The organism is Chryseobacterium sp. 2VB (assembly GCF_005503635.1).
In the GTDB taxonomy this organism is placed as follows: domain Bacteria; phylum Bacteroidota; class Bacteroidia; order Flavobacteriales; family Weeksellaceae; genus Chryseobacterium; species Chryseobacterium cupriresistens.
Window position 1 is genome coordinate 53,485 of the sequence record NZ_SCNC01000008.1, and the last position, 21,504, is coordinate 74,988.

The window sequence follows — 21,504 nt, forward strand, 5'->3', positions numbered from 1 at the left end:
CTTTTTTATGCCTAAAATAACCCTCCAATATTAAATTTTCAATTATTTTTAAAATTTATTAAACTGATAATCAATTAATTAAGTTTTAATGTTAATCCAATGTTAACTGAATGTAAAATTAATATGAATTATTTTTAATAACTTTGGTTAAGAGATACAAAAATAGGTTAGTATAACATTTAAAACCAGTTAGTTATGAAAAATAGAATTCAAATATTGATGGCTTCACTTTTCGTTTGCGGATTTGCTGCTGTTTTGAACACTGCTAAAGCTCAGACTACAGATCATAATACCATTCAGGAAATTCAGTTGAACAGGAGTGAAACATTTAATGATATCAGAAATAAACTAGAAGCTAATTTTGATCTTACCAATCCTGATTACAAACAGGGAACGGTAAATTCTGTGGTGAAGTTTGATATTGCTAAAAACGGAAAAATCGTTAATGTTCATTCCAGTGGTGACTGTAAAACCGTAAGCAAGGAAATTGAAGCAGTGTTAAGCGATCTTGACTATAGAGTAGACCGCAAAAAACTAACTGATAACATGGTTGCTTACACCTATGTAATGCCTGTGACAGTAGAGATCCACAGCAGATAATATTTATTGCATATTATTCATGAATGTGTGAATAATGAAACCTTATCAGATTAAATTGTAATAAAGAATAAACAGATATGTTTTAGTTTTGGGCTACCATAAAATTAAAACGATATGAAAAATTTAAAGAAGCTGACAAAGTCAGAGTTGAAGTCAGTGAACGGAGGAGAACCTGTAAAATACTGTACGTTTTGCGAGTGGGCAAATAAAGTAATCTGCAGCGATATTCCAATCGTTCAATGTCCGTAAAAAATAAAGCCGCTTACAAAAGCGGCTTTTCTATTGTTGTGTACTCTGAACAAACTCTGTTAATCTTGCTTTAAGATCTTTAGAATTTCCTATTGTATCAAAAGTAACATTATCTATTCTCCATCCTTTCTCTGTATTGATAAGATGCACGGTGTCCATCCAGGTTTCTTTGGGGGAAGCTTCATTATATTCGAAGGCTACCAATGCTTCAGCAGTCTTATCCTGTATCTTAACAGACTTGATTTTATAAGCTGTAAATCCTTCATACAGACTGGAAAACATAGCACCTTCGAATATTAAAGGTTTCTCATCAGGATGATCACTTTTTTTTACCTTTTCAATATCTGCTTTTGATGCATTGATGGCCTCGTCTAAAACTTTTTTTAGCTCCTGAGAAAATAAAGTATTGGGAATCGGCTGGTTATAAACAGCTTCGTTGGATTTTCCATATTGAGTATACAGTTCAGTTACTTTTTCAATAATGGCAGTTTCTGAAAACCGGGTAGGTTGAGGTTCATTCTTTTTGCAGGATACAAAAAACAGAAATATTCCTAAACAGAGAAAAAAATTTTTCATTGGTGTTATTTTGTGGTATTATTTGAATTTCAGGCTCAAAATGTATACCAAAATCTGTCTGTAAATATTTCTCACGAATCACAAAAATCAATACATTTGAGTAGATAAAAAAAATTGTGGATCCTATTCTTAACGTTGCTGTCCGTTCCCTCTGCGTTTACCTTTTCATGGTAATTGCCATCCGTTTATTTGGTAAAAACCAGCTTTCTCAGCTCAATGCAGGGGATGTTGTATTGCTGTTGTTAATTTCAAATGCTGTTCAGAATGCAATGGTAGGTCCTGATACCTCTCTTCAGGGAGGAATCGTGGCGGCATTGGTTTTGTTTGTTGCTAATTTCATTGTGAAGAGATTCATGTTTTCCAGCCGCTCCTTTCAGACTTTTATGGAAGATGAGCCGGTTATTCTGATCAGGGATGGAATTGCCGATCAGGCAGCCCTGAATCGGGTAAAGATTACAGAAAGCGAATTGGAAGAAGCGATAAGAGAACACGGAATTGAAAACATAAACAATGTAAAGCTTTCCGTTCTGGAAGTGGATGGAAATATCAGTGTGGTTTCTCAGGATGAAAAAAGCAAGCAGACACACTACTCAAGAATTAAAAGAAAAATCAAAAGAAAATACCATTAAATACGATGAATTACGAATTAAGAGAAATGCTTCCCACTGATGAAGCCAGGGTTCTTGAAATTTTCCGCCAGGGAATAGACGGCGGAATTTCCACTTTTGAAACAGAAGTCCCAACTGCTGAGGCATGGAGCATGGGCTATTTTAACGACTGCCGCTGGGTACTGGAAAATGAAAAAAATGAAGTAGTAGGATGGTGTGCCTTAAAACCGGTGAGCAAAAGAGAATGCTATAAAGGAGTTGCAGAGGTAAGCATTTATTTTGATAACGAATATCAGGGAAAGGGATTGGGTTCCGTATTGCTTAAAAAATTGATTTTGGATAGTGAGGATCACGGATTCTGGACATTACAGACCAATATCTTCTCTGAAAATGAAACTTCTATCAAATTTCATCAGAAAAACGGTTTCAGAATCGTAGGCGTCCGTAAAAAAATCGGAAAACTCAATGGAGAGTGGAAAGACATTATCCTGATGGAAAAAAGAAGCGAAATCATCTAGAGAACTATAATAGATAATAGATAATAGATAATAGATGATTGGTGATTTTGTTTGGTAATATAATTCTCCACAACAAAATTCACTATTGACTTGCGAAGCAAAATTGACCATTGACAATAAAAGCCCATCTATTCCAGCCTTAAACCTTAAACTTTGAGCTTTGAACTTTAATTTTTTTAACTTTTGGCACTACCATTGTTATATTAAATAAAGTTGAAAAATAGAAATAATGAAAAATTTGATTAAAATTACAGGAGTTCTTATCGTAGCGTTCATGTTATCATCATGCGTGGTGCATGACAATGGACGTCGGGTGAAAACAGTTCCGCCTGGACAGGCTAAAAAAGTGTTTGGAGGAAGTGCAAAAGACTATGCTCCTGGGCAGGTGAAAAAAAGAAGCGGCTATTAACTGGCACAAAAAATAAAAAATTAGCAGTCAGTTTTAACATACATTAGCTTAATTTCAATTTCTTTTGGCATTAACATTGATATATTTCGCTATCGAAATTGAAAAAGTGAAAATAATGAAAAGTTTGTTTAAAATGGCTGGGGTAGCAGTGGTAGTTTTAATGCTGTCATCTTGTGTGGTACACGATCATCATGGAAGAAGAATGCCACCGGGTCATGCAAAAAGGTATTATGGCGGAAGTGCAAGGTACTACGCACCAGGACAGGTAAAGAAAGTGTATATTTATGACGATCGCGGGCATCATCACAAAGGTAAGGGCCGTGGTCATGGACATCACAGATAAAAAAGAAAAGCACTGAAAAAATTCAGTGCTTTTTTATGATCTGTTATAATCTCGATTTTTTGGGATTAAGGAAAGTGTTGAAAACCATTACTTCCTGTCCGAACTTTTTCTCAATCCTTTCGGAAATATTTAAAAGTTCACTTTTAATAAAATCTTCCCTCAGTTCATTAGTATCAAAAATTAACAGGAGATTATAATTTTTACCTTCGTCGATAAAGTCACTGTGCACCTCAGAAAGAATATATTTGTTAACATCCATAAGGTTTTCAGTCATTAAAACCAGGGTTTCATCAATATAATTTTCCCATTCTTCCAGGTTATCTTTTGTGCAGTGGAAAGTTATACTTAATACGCTCATATTTTTATGAATTTTTAAGATTTTTTGGATAAATTCTACCACAAAAATCGGCTTTTTTTTCGTAAATTAGCCCGTTAATAAAAATTGGAAATAAATAATTTTCAAACTTACAGCTAAGAGTTTGAATATCATTACAATAAAATTTGTTTATGCAAAAAGAAGGAGAAAGACTGATTCCTATCAACATTGTTGATGAAATGAAGTCGTCTTATATCGATTATTCGATGTCGGTTATCGTTTCAAGAGCGTTACCGGATGTAAGAGACGGCTTGAAACCCGTTCATAGAAGAGTACTGTATGGTATGTATGGACTAGGGGTGTTTTCTAATAGAAAATATTTAAAATCTGCGAGAATTGTTGGGGACGTTTTGGGTAAATACCACCCGCACGGAGATTCCTCTGTATACGATGCTATGGTAAGAATGGCTCAGGACTGGAGCTTGCGTTATCCTCAGGTAGACGGACAGGGTAACTTTGGTTCCATGGATGGTGACCCGCCTGCAGCAATGCGTTATACCGAGGCTAGATTGAAAAAAATCTCTGATGAGGTTCTTTCAGACCTGGACAAAGAAACAGTTGATTTTCAGAATAACTTCGACGACAGTTTACAGGAACCGACGGTAATGCCGACTAAAGTTCCGAATCTTTTGGTAAATGGTACTTCAGGTATCGCGGTAGGCATGGCAACGAATATGGCGCCTCATAACCTTTCAGAATCTGTAGATGCAATCTGTGCGTATATCGATAATAAAGAAATTACGATTGACGAACTGATGCAGCACATCATTGCACCGGATTTCCCTACAGGTGGTATCATCTACGGATACGACGGAGTAAGAGATGCTTTCCATACAGGAAGAGGTAGAGTCGTTTTAAGAGCTAAAGTTAACTTTGATGAAATCGGAAACAGAAACGCTATTATCGTTACTGAAATCCCTTATCAGGTGAACAAAGCTGAAATGATTGCCAGAACAGCAGAACTTGTTAAAGACGAAAAAATCCCTGGAATTCATGAGATCAGAGACGAATCGGATAGAAAAGGACTTCGCGTTGTATACGAACTGAAAAACGATGCAATCCCGAATGTAGTTCTTAACCTATTATATAAATATACGGCACTTCAGACCTCTTTCAGTGTAAACAATATTGCATTGGTACACGGAAGACCGGAGCAGCTGAACCTTAAAGATATCATTCATCACTTTGTAGAGCACAGACACGAGGTCATCGTAAGAAGAACTCAGTATGAGCTTAAGAAAGCAAAAGAGAGAGCACATATTCTTGAAGGATTTATGAAGGTGATCGGAACTCAGGATGCTTTAGACAGAGCAATCTCTATTATCCGTCACAGTGCCAACCCTCAGGCTGCAAAAGAAGGCTTGATCGAAGCTTTTGAACTTTCTGATATTCAGGCTCAGGCAATTCTTGATCTTAGATTAGCCCGTCTTACAGGAATGGAGCTTGATAAGATCCGTGATGAGTATGATGCGATCATGAAAGAAATCGCAAATTTGGAAGACATCCTAGCTAACGAGCCGAGAAGATTCCAGATCATTAAAGAAGAATTAATCGAAATCAAAGAAAAATACGGAGACGAAAGAAGAACTGAAATAGATTACTCAGGAGGAGAAATGTCTATCGAAGATATTATCCCGAACGAATCTGTAGTTCTTACTATTTCTCATGCAGGATACATCAAGAGAACTTCTCTTTCAGAATATAAAATCCAAAGTAGAGGTGGTGTAGGTAATAAAGCGGCAACGACAAGGGATTCCGATTTCCTTGAATATATCGTTTCTGCAACCAACCACCAGTATATGCTGTTCTTTACTGAAAAAGGAAGATGTTACTGGTTAAGAGTATTTGAAATTCCTGAAGGCTCCAAAACGGCAAAAGGAAGAGCAGTACAAAACCTTATCAACATTGAACCGGATGATAAGATCAAAGCATATATCAGAACCAACAACCTGAAGGATTCCGAATATGTAAATCAGATGAGCGTAGTGATGGTAACTAAAAACGGAACCATCAAGAAAACATCGTTGGAAGCCTATTCAAGACCAAGAGTAAACGGGGTGAATGCTATCGAAATCAGAGATAATGACCAGCTATTAGGAGCTTACCTTACCAATGGAACTTCTCAGATCATGATTGCCACTAAAAATGGTAAGTGTATCCGTTTCCCTGAGGAGAAAGTAAGAGAAGTAGGTAGAGGATCTATCGGGGTAAGAGGAATCCTGCTTGAAGATGGTGACGAAGCTATTGGTATGATTGTTGTGAACGATGTAGAGAACGAAACAGTACTTGTAGTATCTGAAAAAGGATATGGTAAGAGAACTGCGGTAGAAGACTACAGAATTACCAACAGAGGAGGAAAAGGAGTTATTACGCTTAATATTACTGAAAAAACAGGAAATCTTATTGCTATTCAGAACGTAACAGACGAAGACGGATTGATGATTATCAACAAATCCGGTGTTGCCATCAGAATGGGAATGGATGAAATGAGAGTAATGGGTAGAAATACTCAGGGTGTAAAACTGATCAACCTTAAGAAAAATGACGAAATTGCTGCCATTGCAAAAGTAGAAATGGATAAAGATGTAGAGGAAGATTCTGAAGAATTTGAAGAAACAGAAGAAGGTGTTGTAGGATCGCTATTTGATAACCAGGAAAACGAAGAGGCTCCTCAGGCTGAAAATGAAAATTCTGCAGAGGAAAATGAGAATTCTGATTCCGAATAAATTGTACAATATAAATATAAAATAGTTATTATGAAGAAACTAATTTTAGGAATGGCTATCGTAGCATCTGCTTTTGCTTTTGGGCAGAAAAAAGATGCGGCAGCTTTAAATGCTCAGCTTCAGGAAGCTAACAAAGTGGCTATGGATGCATATAATGCAAAAAACTATGCTGCTGCAGCGCCTAAGTTTATAGAAGTCTACGACTTGTTAAAGGCTAACGGGCAGGATAATAAAATATATATGTATTATGCCGGATTGAGCCACGCGTTAGCTAATAACACTGATCAGTCTATCAAAATATATACAGACCTTATCAATTCCGGATTTACAGGAGTAGAAACTACATACACTGCAAAAGAGAAGAAGACAGGTCAGGTTGTAAATCTTGATAAAGCTACCTGGGAACTGATGAAAAAGAACCCTGATTACAGTGATTTCAAGACAGAACAGACTAAAAGTATAGAGTCTGATTTGTATGAAACTTTGTCTTCATTGCTTTTGAATGCTAAAAAACCAACTGAGGCTCTTACGATTATCGAAAAAGGTTTGGTTAAATTCCCAAACAATGCTAAGCTTAAAGAAGCTCAGACTACAGCATACCTTCAGTCTGGAAATACAGACAAATTCGTTTCAGGATTGAAAGAACAATTGGCTAAAAACCCTAACGATGCTACAAACTGGTATAACCTTGGGGTAATGCAGGCTAAAAACCCGGCTACTGTTAACGATGCTTTGGAAGCGTTCAAAAAAGCTGTTGAGCTGAAGCCTGATTTCTCTGATGCATATCAGAATTTAGTATATACGACTATTGGTGACGATGCTAAAGTAGTAGGAGAGATCAATGCCTTAAGAAAAGACAAGCCGGATGAAGCTTCTAAGCTGATTGATGCAAGAAGAGAAAGATTCGGAAAAGCACTACCATATGCTGAAGGATGGTATAAAGCCAACCCAAAGAGTCTTGATGCGGTTACTGCGTTAAAAGAAATTTACATTGTAACTAAAAACATGGATAAAGTTAAAGAAATGAAAGCTAAAGAAGCTGAACTTACAGCTGCTGGTGCAAAATAATCATTTTTTGACACAACAGATAAAGCCGGAACAGAAATGTTCCGGTTTTTTTATTGTAAACACAAAGTAATGAAGTTCTTATCAGAATTTTATGTTTCATGTAGAAGTCTTGCAGACCTTTTATGATTTTGAATTAAATCTATAAACCTAACAGGTTTTTAGACCTGTTAGGTTTGATTTATTTCCGGCCCTGTTATGCAGTTTCTCTTCATGCCGGATTCATGCATTCAAAATTTCTTTTTTTATGGAGATGAACCTTCAATTTCAACCTGAGAATTTCTCTGTAATTCCGTATCTTTGAGAAAAATTTTTATAAGATGATCGAGTGGAAAACCGCCAAGGAATACGAAGATATTACCTATAAAAAATCTAACGGAGTAGCAAGAATTGCTTTCAACAGACCTGAAGTACGTAATGCTTTCAGACCTAAAACAACTTCAGAATTATATGATGCTTTTTATGATGCCTATGAAGATCCTTCAATAGGGGTTGTATTGCTGTCAGGAGAAGGACCAAGTCCAAAAGACGGAGGATGGGCATTTTGCAGCGGAGGAGATCAAAAAGCCAGAGGACATCAGGGATACGTAGGAGAAGATGGAAGACATCGTCTGAACATTCTTGAGGTTCAGCGTCTGATCCGTTTTATGCCGAAAGTGGTTATCGCGGTGGTTCCGGGATGGGCAGTTGGTGGCGGACACTCACTTCACGTAGTATGTGACCTTACTTTAGCGAGCGAAGAACATGCTATCTTCAAACAGACTGATGCAGATGTTACCAGTTTTGATGGTGGTTACGGTTCTGCTTATCTTGCTAAAATGGTAGGACAGAAAAAAGCACGTGAGATTTTCTTTTTAGGAAGAAATTATTCCGCTCAGGAAGCTTTCGAAATGGGAATGGTCAATAAAGTAGTTCCTCATGCAGAATTAGAAGATACTGCTTATGAATGGGCTCAGGAAATATTGGCTAAATCTCCAACTTCTATCAGGATGCTGAAATTTGCCATGAACCTTACAGACGATGGGATGGTAGGGCAGCAGGTTTTTGCCGGAGAAGCTACCCGTCTTGCTTATATGACAGAAGAAGCTCAGGAAGGAAGAAATGCTTTCCTTGAAAAAAGAAAGCCCAACTTCGGAGAAGATCAATGGATATCATAACATGAGTGATGAGTAATAAGTAATGAGCAATATTTTTCATTACTTATTATCCATTGCCTATTACTTATAAATTTATGACGGATTGGATAAAAGCCGCAAGGCTAAGAACTTTACCGCTTTCCTTAAGCGGAATTATTATGGGAGCTTTCATTGCAAAATGGAGACTTTACGGAGAAGGCGGTACCTGGGACTGGAAAATCCTTGCACTCGCTCTGTTGGTTACGCTTTTATACCAGATTTTATCAAATTATGCCAATGATTATGGTGACGGAGTAAAAGGTACAGACGCCAAAAGAATGAATGAAGCTGAAGCAAGAGCTGTAGCATCAGGGAAAATCACCGCAAAACAGATGAAAAATGCAGTAATCCTTTTCGCAGTATTATCCTTCATTGCTACCATCGCTTTGCTATACGTAGCCTTCATTCCAGACTATATGAATGAATTCTACATCTTTATAGGATTGGGAGTAGCAAGTATTCTTGCCGCAATTGGATATACGGTAGGTAAAAAACCTTACGGATACATGGGATTGGGAGATATTTTCGTGTTTATCTTCTTTGGACTGGTTTCCGTATGCGGAAGCTATTTCCTGTTTACAAAAACTTTCAGCTGGGATATATTATTACCCGGAACAGCGGTTGGAATGATGAGTATGGCGGTTCTTAACCTGAACAATATGAGAGATATTGAAAGCGACAGATTATCAGGGAAAAATAGCTTTGCATTGAGAATCGGATTCAAAAATGCAATGATCTATGAAATGGTCCTGTTACAGTTACCTTTGGTGCTTATCCTTATCTTTTTAGGAGTAAATGGGTTTATACAGCAGCAAAACTACTATGTGTTTATTGTAATGATCCTTTTATTCCCATTAGCCAAGCTGAGAAGAAGCATCATGTCGGTGAAAGAACCAAAAGAATTAGACCAGTACTTAAAACAGGTAGGAATCATGACTTTTGTAATGGCAATTCTTACAGCAGCTGGACTTAACTTATTTCACTAAATCTAAAATATTATACCATGAGTTCTAATGCATACGTTGAAGCTCAAATGCTTATCAGGAAGCCGGTTGAAGATGTTTTCGAAGCATTCATCAATCCGGAAGTAACTACCAATTTCTGGTTTACCAAATCTACCGGAAAGCTGGAAGAAGGGAAGACTGTTACCTGGGAATGGGAAATGTACGGAGTAAAAAACGTAGTGAAAGTTCACCAGATTATTCCGAACCAACTGATCATAACAGAATGGGGAGAACCTTCAGTAAACGTAGATTATGAATTCAAAACGATGGAAAAAGGAACACTCGTGGTCATTAAAAGCTATGGATTCAGCCAGACAGGCGAAGATCTGCTGAAAGTAATTAATGATAATACAGGCGGTTTTACGACGGTTTTAGACGGGTGCAAAGCGTATCTGGAACATGGGATTAATTTAAGATTGATTGAGGATAAATTCCCGTCGAAATAACAAATTAAAGAAAACACGGATGGCACGAATGCTTTCACAATCGCCACTAATCTCATTGTGCTGTTTGTGAAATTATTTGAGTCATTTGTGTTTAATCTATTTAATAATAATTGAAATTAAATTTAAAATGAAAATACAATTCTTAGGGCAAAATTGTTTCCTGTTTACCTACAAGGACAAAACAATTTTGAGTGACCCTTTTTACAATTACAAAAAAGCAGAGTCAGGTTTTGACATTGCTGCCCAAAAAATCGACTACATCCTATTAACTCATGCGCACGGTGATCATATTGCTGATGTAGCAGAAGTATTGCAGCACTATCCGGAAGCTACCATAATTGGAGTTCCTGAAGTATGCGGTTATTTCCAACAGGCAAAAAATAAAGATGATGTGAACTTAGGAGGATCGGCAAAAATCGACGATCTTAAAATTTCCATGGTTCCGGCTCACCATACAAGTTCTTTCCCGGATGGAAGCTATGGAGGCGTTCCTGTAGGGTATATTTTCAGACTTCCTGAAGGTAAGAACATCTATCTGGCAGGTGATACAGGAGTAATGGCTGATATGGAGCTTTTCCCGAGATTATACGGAAACATCGACCTTTCTATCCTTCCGATCGGAAGCCACTACACGATGTGCCCCAGAAAAGCTTCTTTTGCAGCAGCAGAACTGTTAAAAACTCCGAAAGTAATCGGATGTCACTTTGATACTTTTCCTGCCATCGAAATCAATCATGAAAGTGCACTAAAGCATTTCGCTGATAAAAATGTAGAACTTGTTTTACCAAAATTAGGAGAAACGTTCGAATTTTAATCGATAACAAAACCGGAGGTAATCTGAAAATTAGAAAAATGAAAATGATGCGTAAGGTATTAAAAACAAAAAAAGATAATTATCAAATTACCTCTCTTCTTACTTTAAACCAAAAAAAAATGGCAAGCTACCTAAATCACACCGCTACGACCGATTACCTTTGCTGCGTTCCCACCCTGGAGGATTCTCAGGAGCTGGTTGTTTAGGACTTGCCGTTGCAAAGGTAGGAATATTTTATAAACTTCAAAACTTTATTAAAGAAAATTAGTCGAAAAAATGCAGTGGTAAAGCTAAACGCCTGACATTTAGAGGGAAAATTTTTCAACTTTTTTCTAAAAATTTAAATATGACGAAAAGTCCATCAACACTAGGAATTATACTTTTTATTGCTACAATGATCGTTTTCTTTGTAGTATATACTTTTTTCTCAGGAATCAATTATTTTGATATCTCTTTGAAAGCCAATGCTTTTGTTTTACCTCTTTTATACGCCGGGGCTGCTTTCTGGTCTGTAAAATCTTACTGGAACAACCATAGAGTGGTGAAATTTAAAGATGCTTTCAAAACAGCATTTGTTCCGATGTTCATCGGAGGAATTCTTTCCATCTTCAGTATTTATGCGTTTTTAACCTTCGTTGATCCTGCAGCAAAAGGCCTTTTGAACTATCAATATGTGCAGAGACAAAAATCAGAACTGGATACAGAATATACTTCTGCAAGAAAAATTCTGAAGCATCAGAAAGATATTGATGAACTGGATCAGAAATACAAAGAAAGACTACAAAGCTTCACTCCTGAGGCGGTTAAAGGAAAAGATATGCTTACCGCAAGTCATTTTTCAGGATATTTTGCAGCAATTCTTATATTTTACGTAGTTTTGTCGGTGTTTTTCGGAGCATTTTTCAGAACAAGAACAATACATCAGCCCGAAGAAGCCAATCAAGCCTAATTTTTATTAAAATTAAATGAATTTATCTATAGTTATTCCGTTACTGAACGAAGAAGACTCTCTGGAAGAACTTTTTTCAAGAATTGATAAAGTGTGTACAACCAGTAACTTATCTTATGAAATCTGGTTTGTAGACGACGGAAGTACGGATTTGTCGTGGAGTATTATTGAGAATATGAAAGTTCAGTATCCTCAGATCCACGCTATTAAATTTTCCAGAAATTATGGAAAATCACAGGCACTTCATGCCGCTTTTGAAAGAACAAACGGTGATGTAGTGATTACAATGGATGCCGATTTACAGGATTTCCCAGAAGAAATTCCGGAACTGTACAATATGGTGATTCATGATAATTATGATATCGTTTCCGGTTGGAAAAAGAAGCGTTTTGATAATGTGATGACGAAAAATATTCCGTCAAAATTATTCAATGCGGCAGCGAGAAAAGTTTCAGGAGTTTACCTTCACGACTTCAACTGTGGTTTGAAAGCTTATAAAAGACAGGTGGTAAAATCGGTTGATGTGTACGGGGATATGCACCGTTATATTCCGGTATTGGCTGCCAATGCAGGTTTCAGAAGAATTACCGAGAAAGAAGTACAGCACCAGGCAAGACCTTACGGAACTTCAAAATTCGGAACGGAAAGATTCATCAGAGGATTTCTGGATCTGATAACCCTTTGGTTTGTAAGTCGTTTCGGAGGAAGGCCAATGCATTTCTTCGGAGCTGTGGGTACTTTAATGTTTATTGTTGGTTTTCTTTCAGCACTTTGGCTGGGAATTTCTAAACTGATTGATGTGGCAAGAGGGATTTACGGACATTTGATTACCAATAATCCATGGTTCTTTATCGCATTAACCATGATGATCATGGGAACACTTCTCTTTATCGCAGGATTCTTAGGAGAAATGATTATCAGAACCAACCGTGAGCACAAGAATTATAATATTGATGAAGTGATATAAATTCAGGTGATTGTTCAATTAAATATACTGAAAACTAATATGTTAATGTAAACCTTTAGTTGATGTATGGCCATTCCCATCCTTTGGAGGGGTGGCGAAAATTCAAAGAATTTTTGACGGGGTGGTTATGCAAAAAATAATCATTCCAATTTCAATACATACAAAGCACTCTATTACAGGGTGCTTTTTTGTATTTTTATAAAAACTTTAAATCCGGATGTTTAAACTCAAATCTATTCTTTTTTACTTTCTTTTACTTTTTGCAGTCTCATGTTCATCAAATAAACTTTACGGTTCATGGGAGTTTATTGATATTTATGATGGAGAAATTTCTAATACGGATACGTTGAAAAATAAAACAAACAATTCCAGATATGGAACAGGAGTTCTGAGCTTTTATCAGGATAAAACTTTCAGTTCAATGGGAAATAAGGGAACTTATCAGATAAAAAATAATCTGTTGAAAATGAAGTATAATGATGATGAAAATGTAATTCCTATGAAGATTTCAGGTGTAGATAAAAATTACCTGCTTTTATTTTCAATGGCAGGAAGTCCTAAAACGTGGTTTTATAAAAAAATAAAGACAAAATATAAATAGGAAACAGTCTTTTTCCTGAAAAGCAGAAAATTAAAAATGATCAGGTATTTTATTGTCAAAAGACAAAGATTTTTAGAAATTTTAATCCTATTTTTGTTCAAAGTAATATTGAAAGTCTAATGAGAGATATGAAAAAACTTTCAGGGATTTTCAGTACGAATTGTTACGATAGTAATGTAATATTTAAAATTAAATATGAAAAAAGTTGTATACACATTGATGCTGATGGCAGTAGTTTCCTGCGGAAAAGTTTCTCCAAAAGGAAATATTGAAAAGAAAGATGTGGATGTACCGGAATTCGTAAACCTTAATCTGGAAGGTAAATTCCGTGTATTTTATGCCAGAGGTCCGAAAAATTTTGTAGAAATAGAAACCTATCCAAATGTAGCAAGCAATCTGGATGTGGATGTCAAAGACAAGACACTTTTCATTAAAGAAAAAAGAGGTACAAAAGGAGTCGATTTTTATAATGTAACGATCTATTCAAAATATAATCTTGAAAAAGTTGCCGTTTCCGATTCTGTGGAAGTGAATATTTCAAGCGAAATCAAAACAGATAATTTCAGACTTAACATGAAAAATAATGCCAGCTTCATGGGCTCTGTCAACACCAGAAGAGCAGAAGTGGAAATGCATAACAGAAGCCGTGCTAATTTTCTTGGATTGTCCAAAGAAGCTGTTATAAAAATTTCAGACACAGCAAGTTTGATTGCACCTTACTGGAAAATTACCAACCTGAATATTGATTCCAAAAACGGAAATTATGCAGAAGTAAACGTAAAGGATTCTTTAAAAGGACATATTCGGAACACAGCAAAATTTGTCTATTATAACGATCCGATCAGAGCGTTTAAAATTGATAAAACGACGAAAGTCGAAAACAAAAAGCTGGATTAAAAAACAGCATTATTTAAACTAGAAACTAGGAACTTTACAAACTATAAAAGAACAACATATAAATATGAATACACTAGAAAAAGCGAAACTTTGGTTAAGTGATACCTTCGATAAGGAAACGAGAGATGCTGTACAATTACTGATTGACAGCAATTCCCCTGATCTGGAAGATTCTTTCTACAGAGAACTGGAATTTGGGACAGGAGGAATGCGTGGGATAATGGGAGTAGGAACCAACCGCTTGAATAAATATACATTAGGACAGGCTACACAGGGATTGGCGAACTACATGTTACAGCAGTTCAAAGGTGAAGAGATTAAAGTGGCCATCGCTTATGATGTTCGTAATAACTCAAAAGAATTCGGGAAACTGGTAGCAGATGTTTTAACAGCCAACGGAATTAAAGTACTGCTTTTCAAAGACCACAGACCGACACCTGAGTTGTCTTTCACCGTTCGTGATAAAAAATGTAACGGAGGAATTGTTTTAACAGCTTCTCACAACCCGCCGGAATACAACGGTTATAAAGTTTACTGGAATGACGGTGCACAGATTGTTCCGCCTAATGATGAAGCGATTATCAATGAAGTATATTCTGTAAAATTTGAGGAAATTAAATTCAACGGAAATGATGATCTGATCGAATGGATCGGAGAGGAGCAGGACGATGTGTATATCGATGCATGTATTGAAAACTCTACGTATCAGAATATCGGAAAAGAAAATTTAAATATTGTTTTCACTTCAATCCACGGTACAACATATACAACTGTTCCTAAAGCACTTGAAAAAGCAGGGTTCAAAAAGGTTGATCTGGTAAGAGAACAGATGATCCCAAGCGGAAATTTCCCTACTGTAGATTCTCCCAACCCGGAAGAGCCTGCAGCATTGGAAATGGCAATGGATCTGGCAAGAATTACCAATGCTGATATTGTAATCGGAACAGACCCGGATGGAGACAGATTAGGAATCGCGGTAAGAAACCTTGATGGCGAAATGCAGCTGTTGAACGGAAACCAGACCAATACCATCCTTACGTATTATATCTTAAACGAGTGGAGGAAGCAGGAAAGAATTACAGGAAAAGAATTTATTGGTTCTACGATTGTAACTTCAGATATCTTCTTTGATATCGCTCAGAAATTTGGAGTTGAATGCAAAGTAGGTCTTACCGGATTCAAATGGATCGGAAAAATGATCCGTGAAGCAGAAGGAAAGCAGAAATTTGTATGCGGAGGTGAAGAAAGTTTCGGATTTATGACCGGAGACTTCGTTCGTGATAAAGACTCTTGCGGAAGTATTCTTTTAGCCTGCGAAATTGCAGCTTGGTGCAAAGCCAACGGAAGAACAATGTATCAGTATATGATCGAGATCTATGAAGACCTTGGAATGTATTACGAAGGATTGATCAATATTGTAAGAAAAGGAAAAGAAGGTGCTGAAGAAATTCAGAATATGATGAAAAACTTCCGTGAAAATCCTCCGAAGGAACTGGCTGGTTCATTAGTGGAAGAAGTGAAAGACTTTAAAGAGCAGACAAGTCTTACCATTTCTACGAATGAGAAAAAAGTGATGAATGATATTCCGAAGTCTAACGTTTTAATCTATTACACACAGGATGGAACAAAAGTATGTGTAAGACCTTCTGGAACAGAGCCAAAAATAAAGTTCTATGTTTCCGTAAAGGATTCCATTACTTCAGAAGCAGATTTCAGAGACAAATTAAAATCATTGGAAGCCAAAATAGGAGCCGTTAAAACAGATTTGAAACTGGATTAATACTCTTAAAAACACCATCAATCAAAAATATGAGAAGATTCATGGAGAACGATAATATAAATTTAAAATAAGAAAAAGTGAAAGTTTCAAAATTAGCAGCGAACCTGATCGGTTCTGAAATTGTAAAAATTGGTAACGAAGTAAATGATCTAAAAGCAAAAGGAGCGGAAATTGCCAATCTTACTATTGGTGATCTGAATTCTAATATCTATCCTATTCCGGCATTGCTGAAGGAAGAGATTCAGAAAGCATATCAGAATAATTTGACGAACTATCCGCCTGCCAACGGACTTTTATCTTTAAGAAAAGAAGTTTCCAAAGACCTTAAAAAAAGATGGAACCTGGATTATTCTCCTAACGATATTCTGATTACTGCAGGATCAAGACCTTTGATTTATGCCGTATACAAAACCATTGTAGACGAAGGAGATAAAGTAGTGTATCCTACACCATCATGGAACAACAATCACTATGCTTATCTTACTTCTGCCAACGCTGTAGAAGTGAAAACAAAACCTGAAACCAACTTCCTTCCGACTGCTGATGATTTAAGACCGCATTTGGATGGAGCTGTTTTATTGGCATTATGTTCTCCATTGAACCCTACAGGAACCATGTTTACGAAAGAACAGCTTTCAGAAATCTGTGAACTGGTCATTGCTGAAAATAAAAAAAGAGGAGCAGACGAAAAACCGTTATACTTAATGTATGACCAGATCTACTCTTGCCTTACATTCGGTGCTGAGCACGTAGATCCTGTTTCTCTTTTCCCGGAAATGAGAGATTACACCATCTATATCGACGGTATTTCAAAATGTCTTGCAGCAACAGGAGTACGTGTTGGATGGGGATTCGGACCTGCTCATATCCTGGATAAAATGAAGGCACTTCTTACTCACGTTGGGGCATGGGCTCCAAAACCAGAGCAGGAAGCAACCGCTAAATTCTATGAAAACTCAGAGAACGTTGATGTTTTCGTTAACGACTTTAAAGCTAAACTTGAAAACAGCTTAAAAGTACTTCACAACGGAGTTCAGGATTTAAAGGCAAAAGGACTTGCTGTTGACAGCATCGAACCAATGGGTGCTCTTTACCTTACCATCAAACTTGATTATATTGGAAAAACAAAACCTGACGGAGCTGTCATTGAAAACTCTTCAGATCTTGTTTTCTACTTAATCAATGAAGCAGGAGTGGCTTTGGTTCCGTTCTCAGCCTTCGGAGAAGAAAAATCAGAACCTTGGTTCCGTGCTTCTGTAGGAGGATTGGCTGTAGATGAGATCAAGGTAATGCTTCCAAAACTGGAAAGTGCTTTAAACAATTTAAAGTAATCTTTACATAAAATATAGGCTTCGACTCTGTCCGGCATGACATCGTTAAAATATATCTTTTAGTTTTAGCAATGTCACGCTGAGCGGAGTCGAAGCGTTTTTACACACCTTTTAAACCATGAACCTTCCACAGAAACCCTTTCTTGAGACAAAATATTTGTTTTTTTCAACACTGTCAATTATTGTAATAGTAATTTTAAGCGTTTGGCTTTCAGGGAAAGCTGATCATCGCTCACTGTTTTTGAATTCAATATTATCAACTTCTGTTCTGGCGGGAGCATTTTTCCTGTTTATCACTGGGGGGCTGTATTCTGGGTTAAAATTAAAAGATAATATCGGAAATATTTTAAACAAAGAAAGAATACAAAGATATGCTGATAAAACGCCAAAATTTGATGGTTTTGAGTTTGATCCACCAGCTGTTGGTGATGGAATAGGTGGTGTTATTTTATCAGTTCTTTTATGGATTGTAATTTCAATTCTACTTATTTTTCTTTCGTATTTTTTCGGACTTTTCTTTTGGTCTGCTGTATTCTTGTTGGGTGCAATTTTGTACTGGATATTTTTCAGAGCACTCAGATTGGTTTTTAAAAATTCAGGAAAATGTAAAGGAAAAATAGTAAAAAGCCTTGGACTCGGACTTTTCTATTCTTTTATCTATATTTCATGGATATATGGAATTATTTTTCTGATCCAATATTTGAATTGAAGCTGCGTTTATTTCTCAAAAAATTAAATAAATATTAAAAGTTAGATAACCGCTTTGCACTACATTCAACAAGGAATTATATTTGTGGCTTTTACACACCTGGATATATAAATCGAAAATTACACGATGAAAAAACTGAGATTTCTACTCTTACCGGTTTCAATATTGGTATGCTCACAAGAAGTTGATACATTGAAGGTACAAGAACTTCCCAAAGAAGCTGAGCTTCCAAAAGTACAAACCTACACCTTAAAAGACGGTTCCGTCCGGACGTATCCAAAACCTAAACTCCTTGACTTTGTCACCAAATTACCAAGAAACTTCATCAATACCAATAAAGATTTCGTAGCTAAAGATCATGCTTATTATCTGGGAGGTGCTGTTGGTGCTACGTTAATACTCCTGCCGTTTGATCAGAAACTGATTGATAATTCAAGAGAACTGGCTGAACAATGGGGAATGGATAAAGATAATAACTACCATAAAGTGGGAGGTGTATTTAAAATTCCGAAAGATGTCGGATCTGCACTGTACCTGATAGGAAATGGCTCTACATTAGTATTATTAGGAATTGGTTTCGGAACCTATGGATTGATAAAAAATGACTACAGAGCCCAGGCTACCGCCAGTGGTTTAATGGAAAGTTTAATTCTTTCCGGAGTTTTCACCCAAACCCTTAAAAGAATTACAGGAAGAGAAAGCCCGTTTATTGCCGAAGAATACGGACACAAAGGAGGCGCATGGAATCCGTTTCCCAGTTTCTCCGCATTCAGTAAAAATACCTCGAATTACGATGCCATGCCGTCGGGACATTTAACCACCTTCATGGCTGGAATCACTGTGATTGCAGATAACTATCCGGATGCCAAATGGATCAAGCCTGTAGGATATACACTGGCAGGAGCATTATGCTTTCAAATGATGCAAAGTAAAGTTCACTGGGCCTCAGACTATCCATTAGCCCTATTAATGGGATATTTTATAGGAAAAACCATATCAAAAAGCAGATACACTTCTTCAGAAGGAACAATCGGAAAGACAAAATATAGTCTCAACTTCACTGCATCCCGCCAATGGGAATACAATATGGTAGGCGTAAAACTCTCTTTTTAAACTCTGAAATCTTTGTTTTGTTTAGGAAATAAGATACTTTTCACTACATTTGGTCTCAGGATAAAAGGTGTATCCGGACTTTTATAAGTGTTGGGATGAAACCTCCTGATTTAAAAAGAATTACTTAATATTGTATTGAATGAAAATAATCGCTGTTATCCCTGCACGTTACGAAGCAAGCCGTTTTCCAGGGAAATTAATGCAGATTTTAGGAGAAAAAACCGTTATTACCACAACCTATCAGAATGTAGTGGAAACGGGGCTGTTTGATGAAGTATTTGTCGCCACAGACTCTGAAATTATTCTTGATGAAATCGTAAAAAACGGAGGAAAAGCCGTTATGACAGGACAGCATGAGACCGGAAGCGACCGTATTGCCGAAGCTGTACAGAATATAGACTGTGATATCGTCATTAATGTTCAGGGAGATGAGCCTTTCCTTAAGTTAGAACCTTTACGTCAACTGATAGAAGTTTTTAAACATGATCAGCAACAGGAAATATCTTTAGCTTCTTTGAAAATACAGCTGCGCGAAAAAGAAGAAATTGAAAATCCGAATAACGTAAAAGTAATTACTGATAACAATGGTTTTGCTTTATATTTCAGTCGTTCTGTAATTCCTTTTCACAGAGAAGTTTCCTTTGATGTAAGCTATTTTAAACATATTGGAGTATATGCTTTCAGAAAAGAAGCGCTGTTGCAGTTTTCAAAGCTGGCTATGAAGCCATTGGAAATCTCCGAAAAGATTGAATGCATCCGCTATCTTGAATATGGAATGAAAATCAAAATGATAGAAACCAATTTCGTAGGAGTAGGCATTGATACCCCGGAAGATCTGGAAAAAGCCCGAAAACTTATCTGAAATTAACAAATTGGTCTTCCTGAGCTTTTGCCTTTGTTGCAATTTTCCATAAATCCCCCTATATTTGAATTTATAAATAAAATTAATGAAGAAGTTATTATTAGTATTTGGACTGATATTTTCGCACGTGATATTCGGACAGGCCGCAAAGGAAATTATTGACAAAAACATTGAATTATCCGGAGGGTTAACCAATTGGAAACTGTTAAACTCAGTATTGCTTCAGGGAAAAGTAGTCCTGGGTGTGAAAGATGAATATCCGATAAGAATTTTTCAGCAGCGTCCGAATCTTACTAAAACATTGATTACTACCGGAGGGAAAGAAACAGCTATTGAAGGTTTTGACGGTACCAAAGGCTATGCAATGAACTATGCGGCCAACAAGCTTCAGGAATATCCTGAATATGTGCCGGAAAGTTTTGATAATGATTTCATTGATTGGGAAAATAAAGGATTTGACGCCAAATATCTTGGAAAAGAAAAAGTAGGAGAGATCTACTGCCATAAGGTACAGCTTACCAAGAATGTAAATAAGAACATGTATTATTTTGATACAAAAACGTATATGCTGATTAAAGAAGTGAAAAAAGATGAGACACTGATTTATTCTGATTTCAAAAAAGTTGGAAACATTATAATGCCTTTCAGAATTGAGTCTTCAAGTCCTAAAAAAGACGGAGATTATGTGATGTTATTAAACAGAATCGATATCAATAAAGTTTTTCCGGCTAATATTTTTAAATTTTAAATCAACTGCAGTCTGCTGCATAAAATTATAAGAAATGAAAAAGATTTTTTTACTGCTGCTTTCTTTCATGGCATTCCTGCAAAGCTGCACCAACCAGAAAAGTGAAATTTCTAAAGCTAAAACCACAGAACTTATGGGAAAAACAATATATGACTTTAAAGTAGAAAGTCTTGATGGTAAAGAAATCAATTTTGCAGATTTCAAAGGGAAAAAAATCCTGATTGTCAATACCGCTTCAGAATGTGGGTTTACACCCCAGTACGCAGATCTTGAAAAGGTGTACGAACAATATAAAGATAAACTGGTTGTAGTAGGTTTCCCTGCAAACAATTTCGGAGGCCAGGAGCCTGGAACAAACACTGAAATTGGTGCTTTCTGCCAGAAAAATTACGGAGTAACGTTCCCTTTGGCTGCCAAAGTTTCTGTGAAAGGAGATGATACCGCTCCTATCTTCAAGTACTTAACAGAAAAGGAGTTGAACGGAGTAAAGAACACAACCATTCTTTGGAACTTCACCAAATTCCTGGTAGATGAAAACGGAAAACTGATCGATTCTTTTGTAAGTACTACAAAGCCTACTGATGAGGCTATTACAAAGTATCTGAAATAAGAAATATTTTTATAAGTGGGTGTTAACA

The 21,504-nt window shown here is 36.5% G+C and carries 25 protein-coding genes and 1 other RNA gene; 23 read left to right on the forward strand and 3 right to left on the reverse strand.

Annotated elements, in window-relative coordinates:
- Positions 1-195: 195 nt before the first annotated feature.
- Both FFS26_RS09725 and FFS26_RS09730 read left to right on the forward strand, forming a co-directional pair.
- A complete protein-coding gene (locus FFS26_RS09725) occupies positions 196-600 on the forward strand; it encodes a hypothetical protein (RefSeq protein WP_137904927.1) in 405 nt (134 codons plus the stop codon).
- Positions 601-714: 114 nt separating this feature from the next.
- Entirely contained in the window at positions 715-849 is a 135-nt protein-coding gene (locus FFS26_RS09730) for a bacteriocin-like protein (RefSeq protein ID WP_082798797.1), read from the forward strand.
- A gap of 30 nt (positions 850-879) precedes the next feature.
- Here FFS26_RS09730 and FFS26_RS09735 read toward each other — a convergent pair whose 3' ends face one another.
- The gene (locus FFS26_RS09735) at positions 880-1,425 is read right to left on the reverse strand and encodes a DUF3828 domain-containing protein (RefSeq protein WP_137904928.1); all 546 of its coding nucleotides are present in this window, start codon (positions 1,423-1,425) and stop codon (positions 880-882) included.
- A 116-nt stretch (positions 1,426-1,541) separates the two neighbouring features.
- Between FFS26_RS09735 and FFS26_RS09740 the strand changes: the two genes are divergently transcribed.
- From FFS26_RS09740 to FFS26_RS09755, 4 genes are all read left to right on the forward strand, one after another.
- Entirely contained in the window at positions 1,542-2,054 is a 513-nt protein-coding gene (locus tag FFS26_RS09740) for a DUF421 domain-containing protein (protein ID WP_137904929.1), read from the forward strand.
- 5 nt (positions 2,055-2,059) lie between these two features.
- A complete protein-coding gene (locus tag FFS26_RS09745; protein WP_110010237.1) occupies positions 2,060-2,551 on the forward strand; it encodes a GNAT family N-acetyltransferase in 492 nt (163 codons plus the stop codon).
- Positions 2,552-2,825: 274 nt separating this feature from the next.
- A complete protein-coding gene (locus FFS26_RS09750; protein ID WP_394361450.1) occupies positions 2,826-2,960 on the forward strand; it encodes a quinol oxidase subunit 4 in 135 nt (44 codons plus the stop codon).
- 115 nt (positions 2,961-3,075) lie between these two features.
- Positions 3,076-3,303 (forward strand): hypothetical protein, encoded by a 228-nt coding sequence (locus FFS26_RS09755; protein ID WP_171006281.1) that lies wholly within the window; start codon positions 3,076-3,078, stop codon positions 3,301-3,303.
- 43 nt (positions 3,304-3,346) lie between these two features.
- Here FFS26_RS09755 and FFS26_RS09760 read toward each other — a convergent pair whose 3' ends face one another.
- Complete coding sequence (locus tag FFS26_RS09760) at positions 3,347-3,661, reverse strand: DUF4286 family protein (protein ID WP_137904930.1); 315 nt, start codon at positions 3,659-3,661, stop codon at positions 3,347-3,349.
- Between the two features lie 149 nt (positions 3,662-3,810).
- On the opposite strand from FFS26_RS09760, the gene gyrA reads away from it, so the two are divergent.
- The 6 genes from gyrA (at position 3,811) to FFS26_RS09790 (ending at position 10,909) form a co-directional block, all read left to right on the forward strand.
- The gene (gyrA, locus tag FFS26_RS09765; RefSeq protein ID WP_137904931.1) at positions 3,811-6,405 is read left to right on the forward strand and encodes a DNA gyrase subunit A; all 2,595 of its coding nucleotides are present in this window, start codon (positions 3,811-3,813) and stop codon (positions 6,403-6,405) included.
- A gap of 30 nt (positions 6,406-6,435) precedes the next feature.
- Complete coding sequence (locus FFS26_RS09770) at positions 6,436-7,473, forward strand: tetratricopeptide repeat protein (protein ID WP_110010234.1); 1,038 nt, start codon at positions 6,436-6,438, stop codon at positions 7,471-7,473.
- A gap of 317 nt (positions 7,474-7,790) precedes the next feature.
- Complete coding sequence (locus FFS26_RS09775; RefSeq protein ID WP_034697698.1) at positions 7,791-8,627, forward strand: 1,4-dihydroxy-2-naphthoyl-CoA synthase; 837 nt, start codon at positions 7,791-7,793, stop codon at positions 8,625-8,627.
- Positions 8,628-8,701: 74 nt separating this feature from the next.
- Entirely contained in the window at positions 8,702-9,631 is a 930-nt protein-coding gene (gene menA, locus FFS26_RS09780) for a 1,4-dihydroxy-2-naphthoate octaprenyltransferase (RefSeq protein ID WP_137904932.1), read from the forward strand.
- A gap of 17 nt (positions 9,632-9,648) precedes the next feature.
- Positions 9,649-10,095, forward strand: coding sequence for an SRPBCC family protein (locus tag FFS26_RS09785; RefSeq protein ID WP_137904933.1), 447 nt, complete (start codon positions 9,649-9,651; stop codon positions 10,093-10,095).
- A 127-nt stretch (positions 10,096-10,222) separates the two neighbouring features.
- Positions 10,223-10,909: a metal-dependent hydrolase gene (locus tag FFS26_RS09790; protein WP_047425484.1), complete on the forward strand. Its 687-nt coding sequence runs from the start codon at positions 10,223-10,225 to the stop codon at positions 10,907-10,909.
- A gap of 117 nt (positions 10,910-11,026) precedes the next feature.
- On the opposite strand, the gene ffs is transcribed toward FFS26_RS09790, so the two are convergent.
- Positions 11,027-11,124, reverse strand: an RNA gene (gene ffs / locus FFS26_RS09795) — signal recognition particle sRNA small type.
- Between the two features lie 131 nt (positions 11,125-11,255).
- Here ffs and FFS26_RS09800 point away from each other — a divergent pair.
- From FFS26_RS09800 to FFS26_RS09850, 11 genes are all read left to right on the forward strand, one after another.
- Positions 11,256-11,858 (forward strand): DUF4199 domain-containing protein, encoded by a 603-nt coding sequence (locus tag FFS26_RS09800; RefSeq protein ID WP_137904934.1) that lies wholly within the window; start codon positions 11,256-11,258, stop codon positions 11,856-11,858.
- 16 nt (positions 11,859-11,874) lie between these two features.
- Entirely contained in the window at positions 11,875-12,825 is a 951-nt protein-coding gene (locus FFS26_RS09805; RefSeq protein WP_110010230.1) for a glycosyltransferase family 2 protein, read from the forward strand.
- Positions 12,826-13,042: 217 nt separating this feature from the next.
- A complete protein-coding gene (locus tag FFS26_RS09810; RefSeq protein WP_137904935.1) occupies positions 13,043-13,426 on the forward strand; it encodes a hypothetical protein in 384 nt (127 codons plus the stop codon).
- 195 nt (positions 13,427-13,621) lie between these two features.
- A complete protein-coding gene (locus FFS26_RS09815) occupies positions 13,622-14,323 on the forward strand; it encodes a GIN domain-containing protein (RefSeq protein ID WP_137904936.1) in 702 nt (233 codons plus the stop codon).
- A 64-nt stretch (positions 14,324-14,387) separates the two neighbouring features.
- A complete protein-coding gene (locus tag FFS26_RS09820) occupies positions 14,388-16,103 on the forward strand; it encodes a phospho-sugar mutase (RefSeq protein ID WP_137904937.1) in 1,716 nt (571 codons plus the stop codon).
- 77 nt (positions 16,104-16,180) lie between these two features.
- A complete protein-coding gene (locus FFS26_RS09825; RefSeq protein WP_110010226.1) occupies positions 16,181-17,434 on the forward strand; it encodes a pyridoxal phosphate-dependent aminotransferase in 1,254 nt (417 codons plus the stop codon).
- A gap of 118 nt (positions 17,435-17,552) precedes the next feature.
- On the forward strand, positions 17,553-18,143 hold the full coding sequence (locus tag FFS26_RS09830) for a hypothetical protein (RefSeq protein WP_110010225.1): 591 nt from the start codon (positions 17,553-17,555) through the stop codon (positions 18,141-18,143).
- 126 nt (positions 18,144-18,269) lie between these two features.
- Positions 18,270-19,256 carry a phosphatase PAP2 family protein gene (locus FFS26_RS09835; RefSeq protein WP_110010224.1) on the forward strand — a complete coding sequence of 329 codons (987 nt, stop codon included), beginning with the start codon at positions 18,270-18,272 and terminating at the stop codon, positions 19,254-19,256.
- A 139-nt stretch (positions 19,257-19,395) separates the two neighbouring features.
- A complete protein-coding gene (gene kdsB, locus FFS26_RS09840; RefSeq protein WP_110010223.1) occupies positions 19,396-20,118 on the forward strand; it encodes a 3-deoxy-manno-octulosonate cytidylyltransferase in 723 nt (240 codons plus the stop codon).
- Positions 20,119-20,203: 85 nt separating this feature from the next.
- Complete coding sequence (locus FFS26_RS09845; RefSeq protein ID WP_137904938.1) at positions 20,204-20,866, forward strand: outer membrane lipoprotein-sorting protein; 663 nt, start codon at positions 20,204-20,206, stop codon at positions 20,864-20,866.
- Positions 20,867-20,900: 34 nt separating this feature from the next.
- Complete coding sequence (locus FFS26_RS09850; protein WP_110010221.1) at positions 20,901-21,476, forward strand: glutathione peroxidase; 576 nt, start codon at positions 20,901-20,903, stop codon at positions 21,474-21,476.
- Positions 21,477-21,504 lie beyond the last annotated feature (28 nt).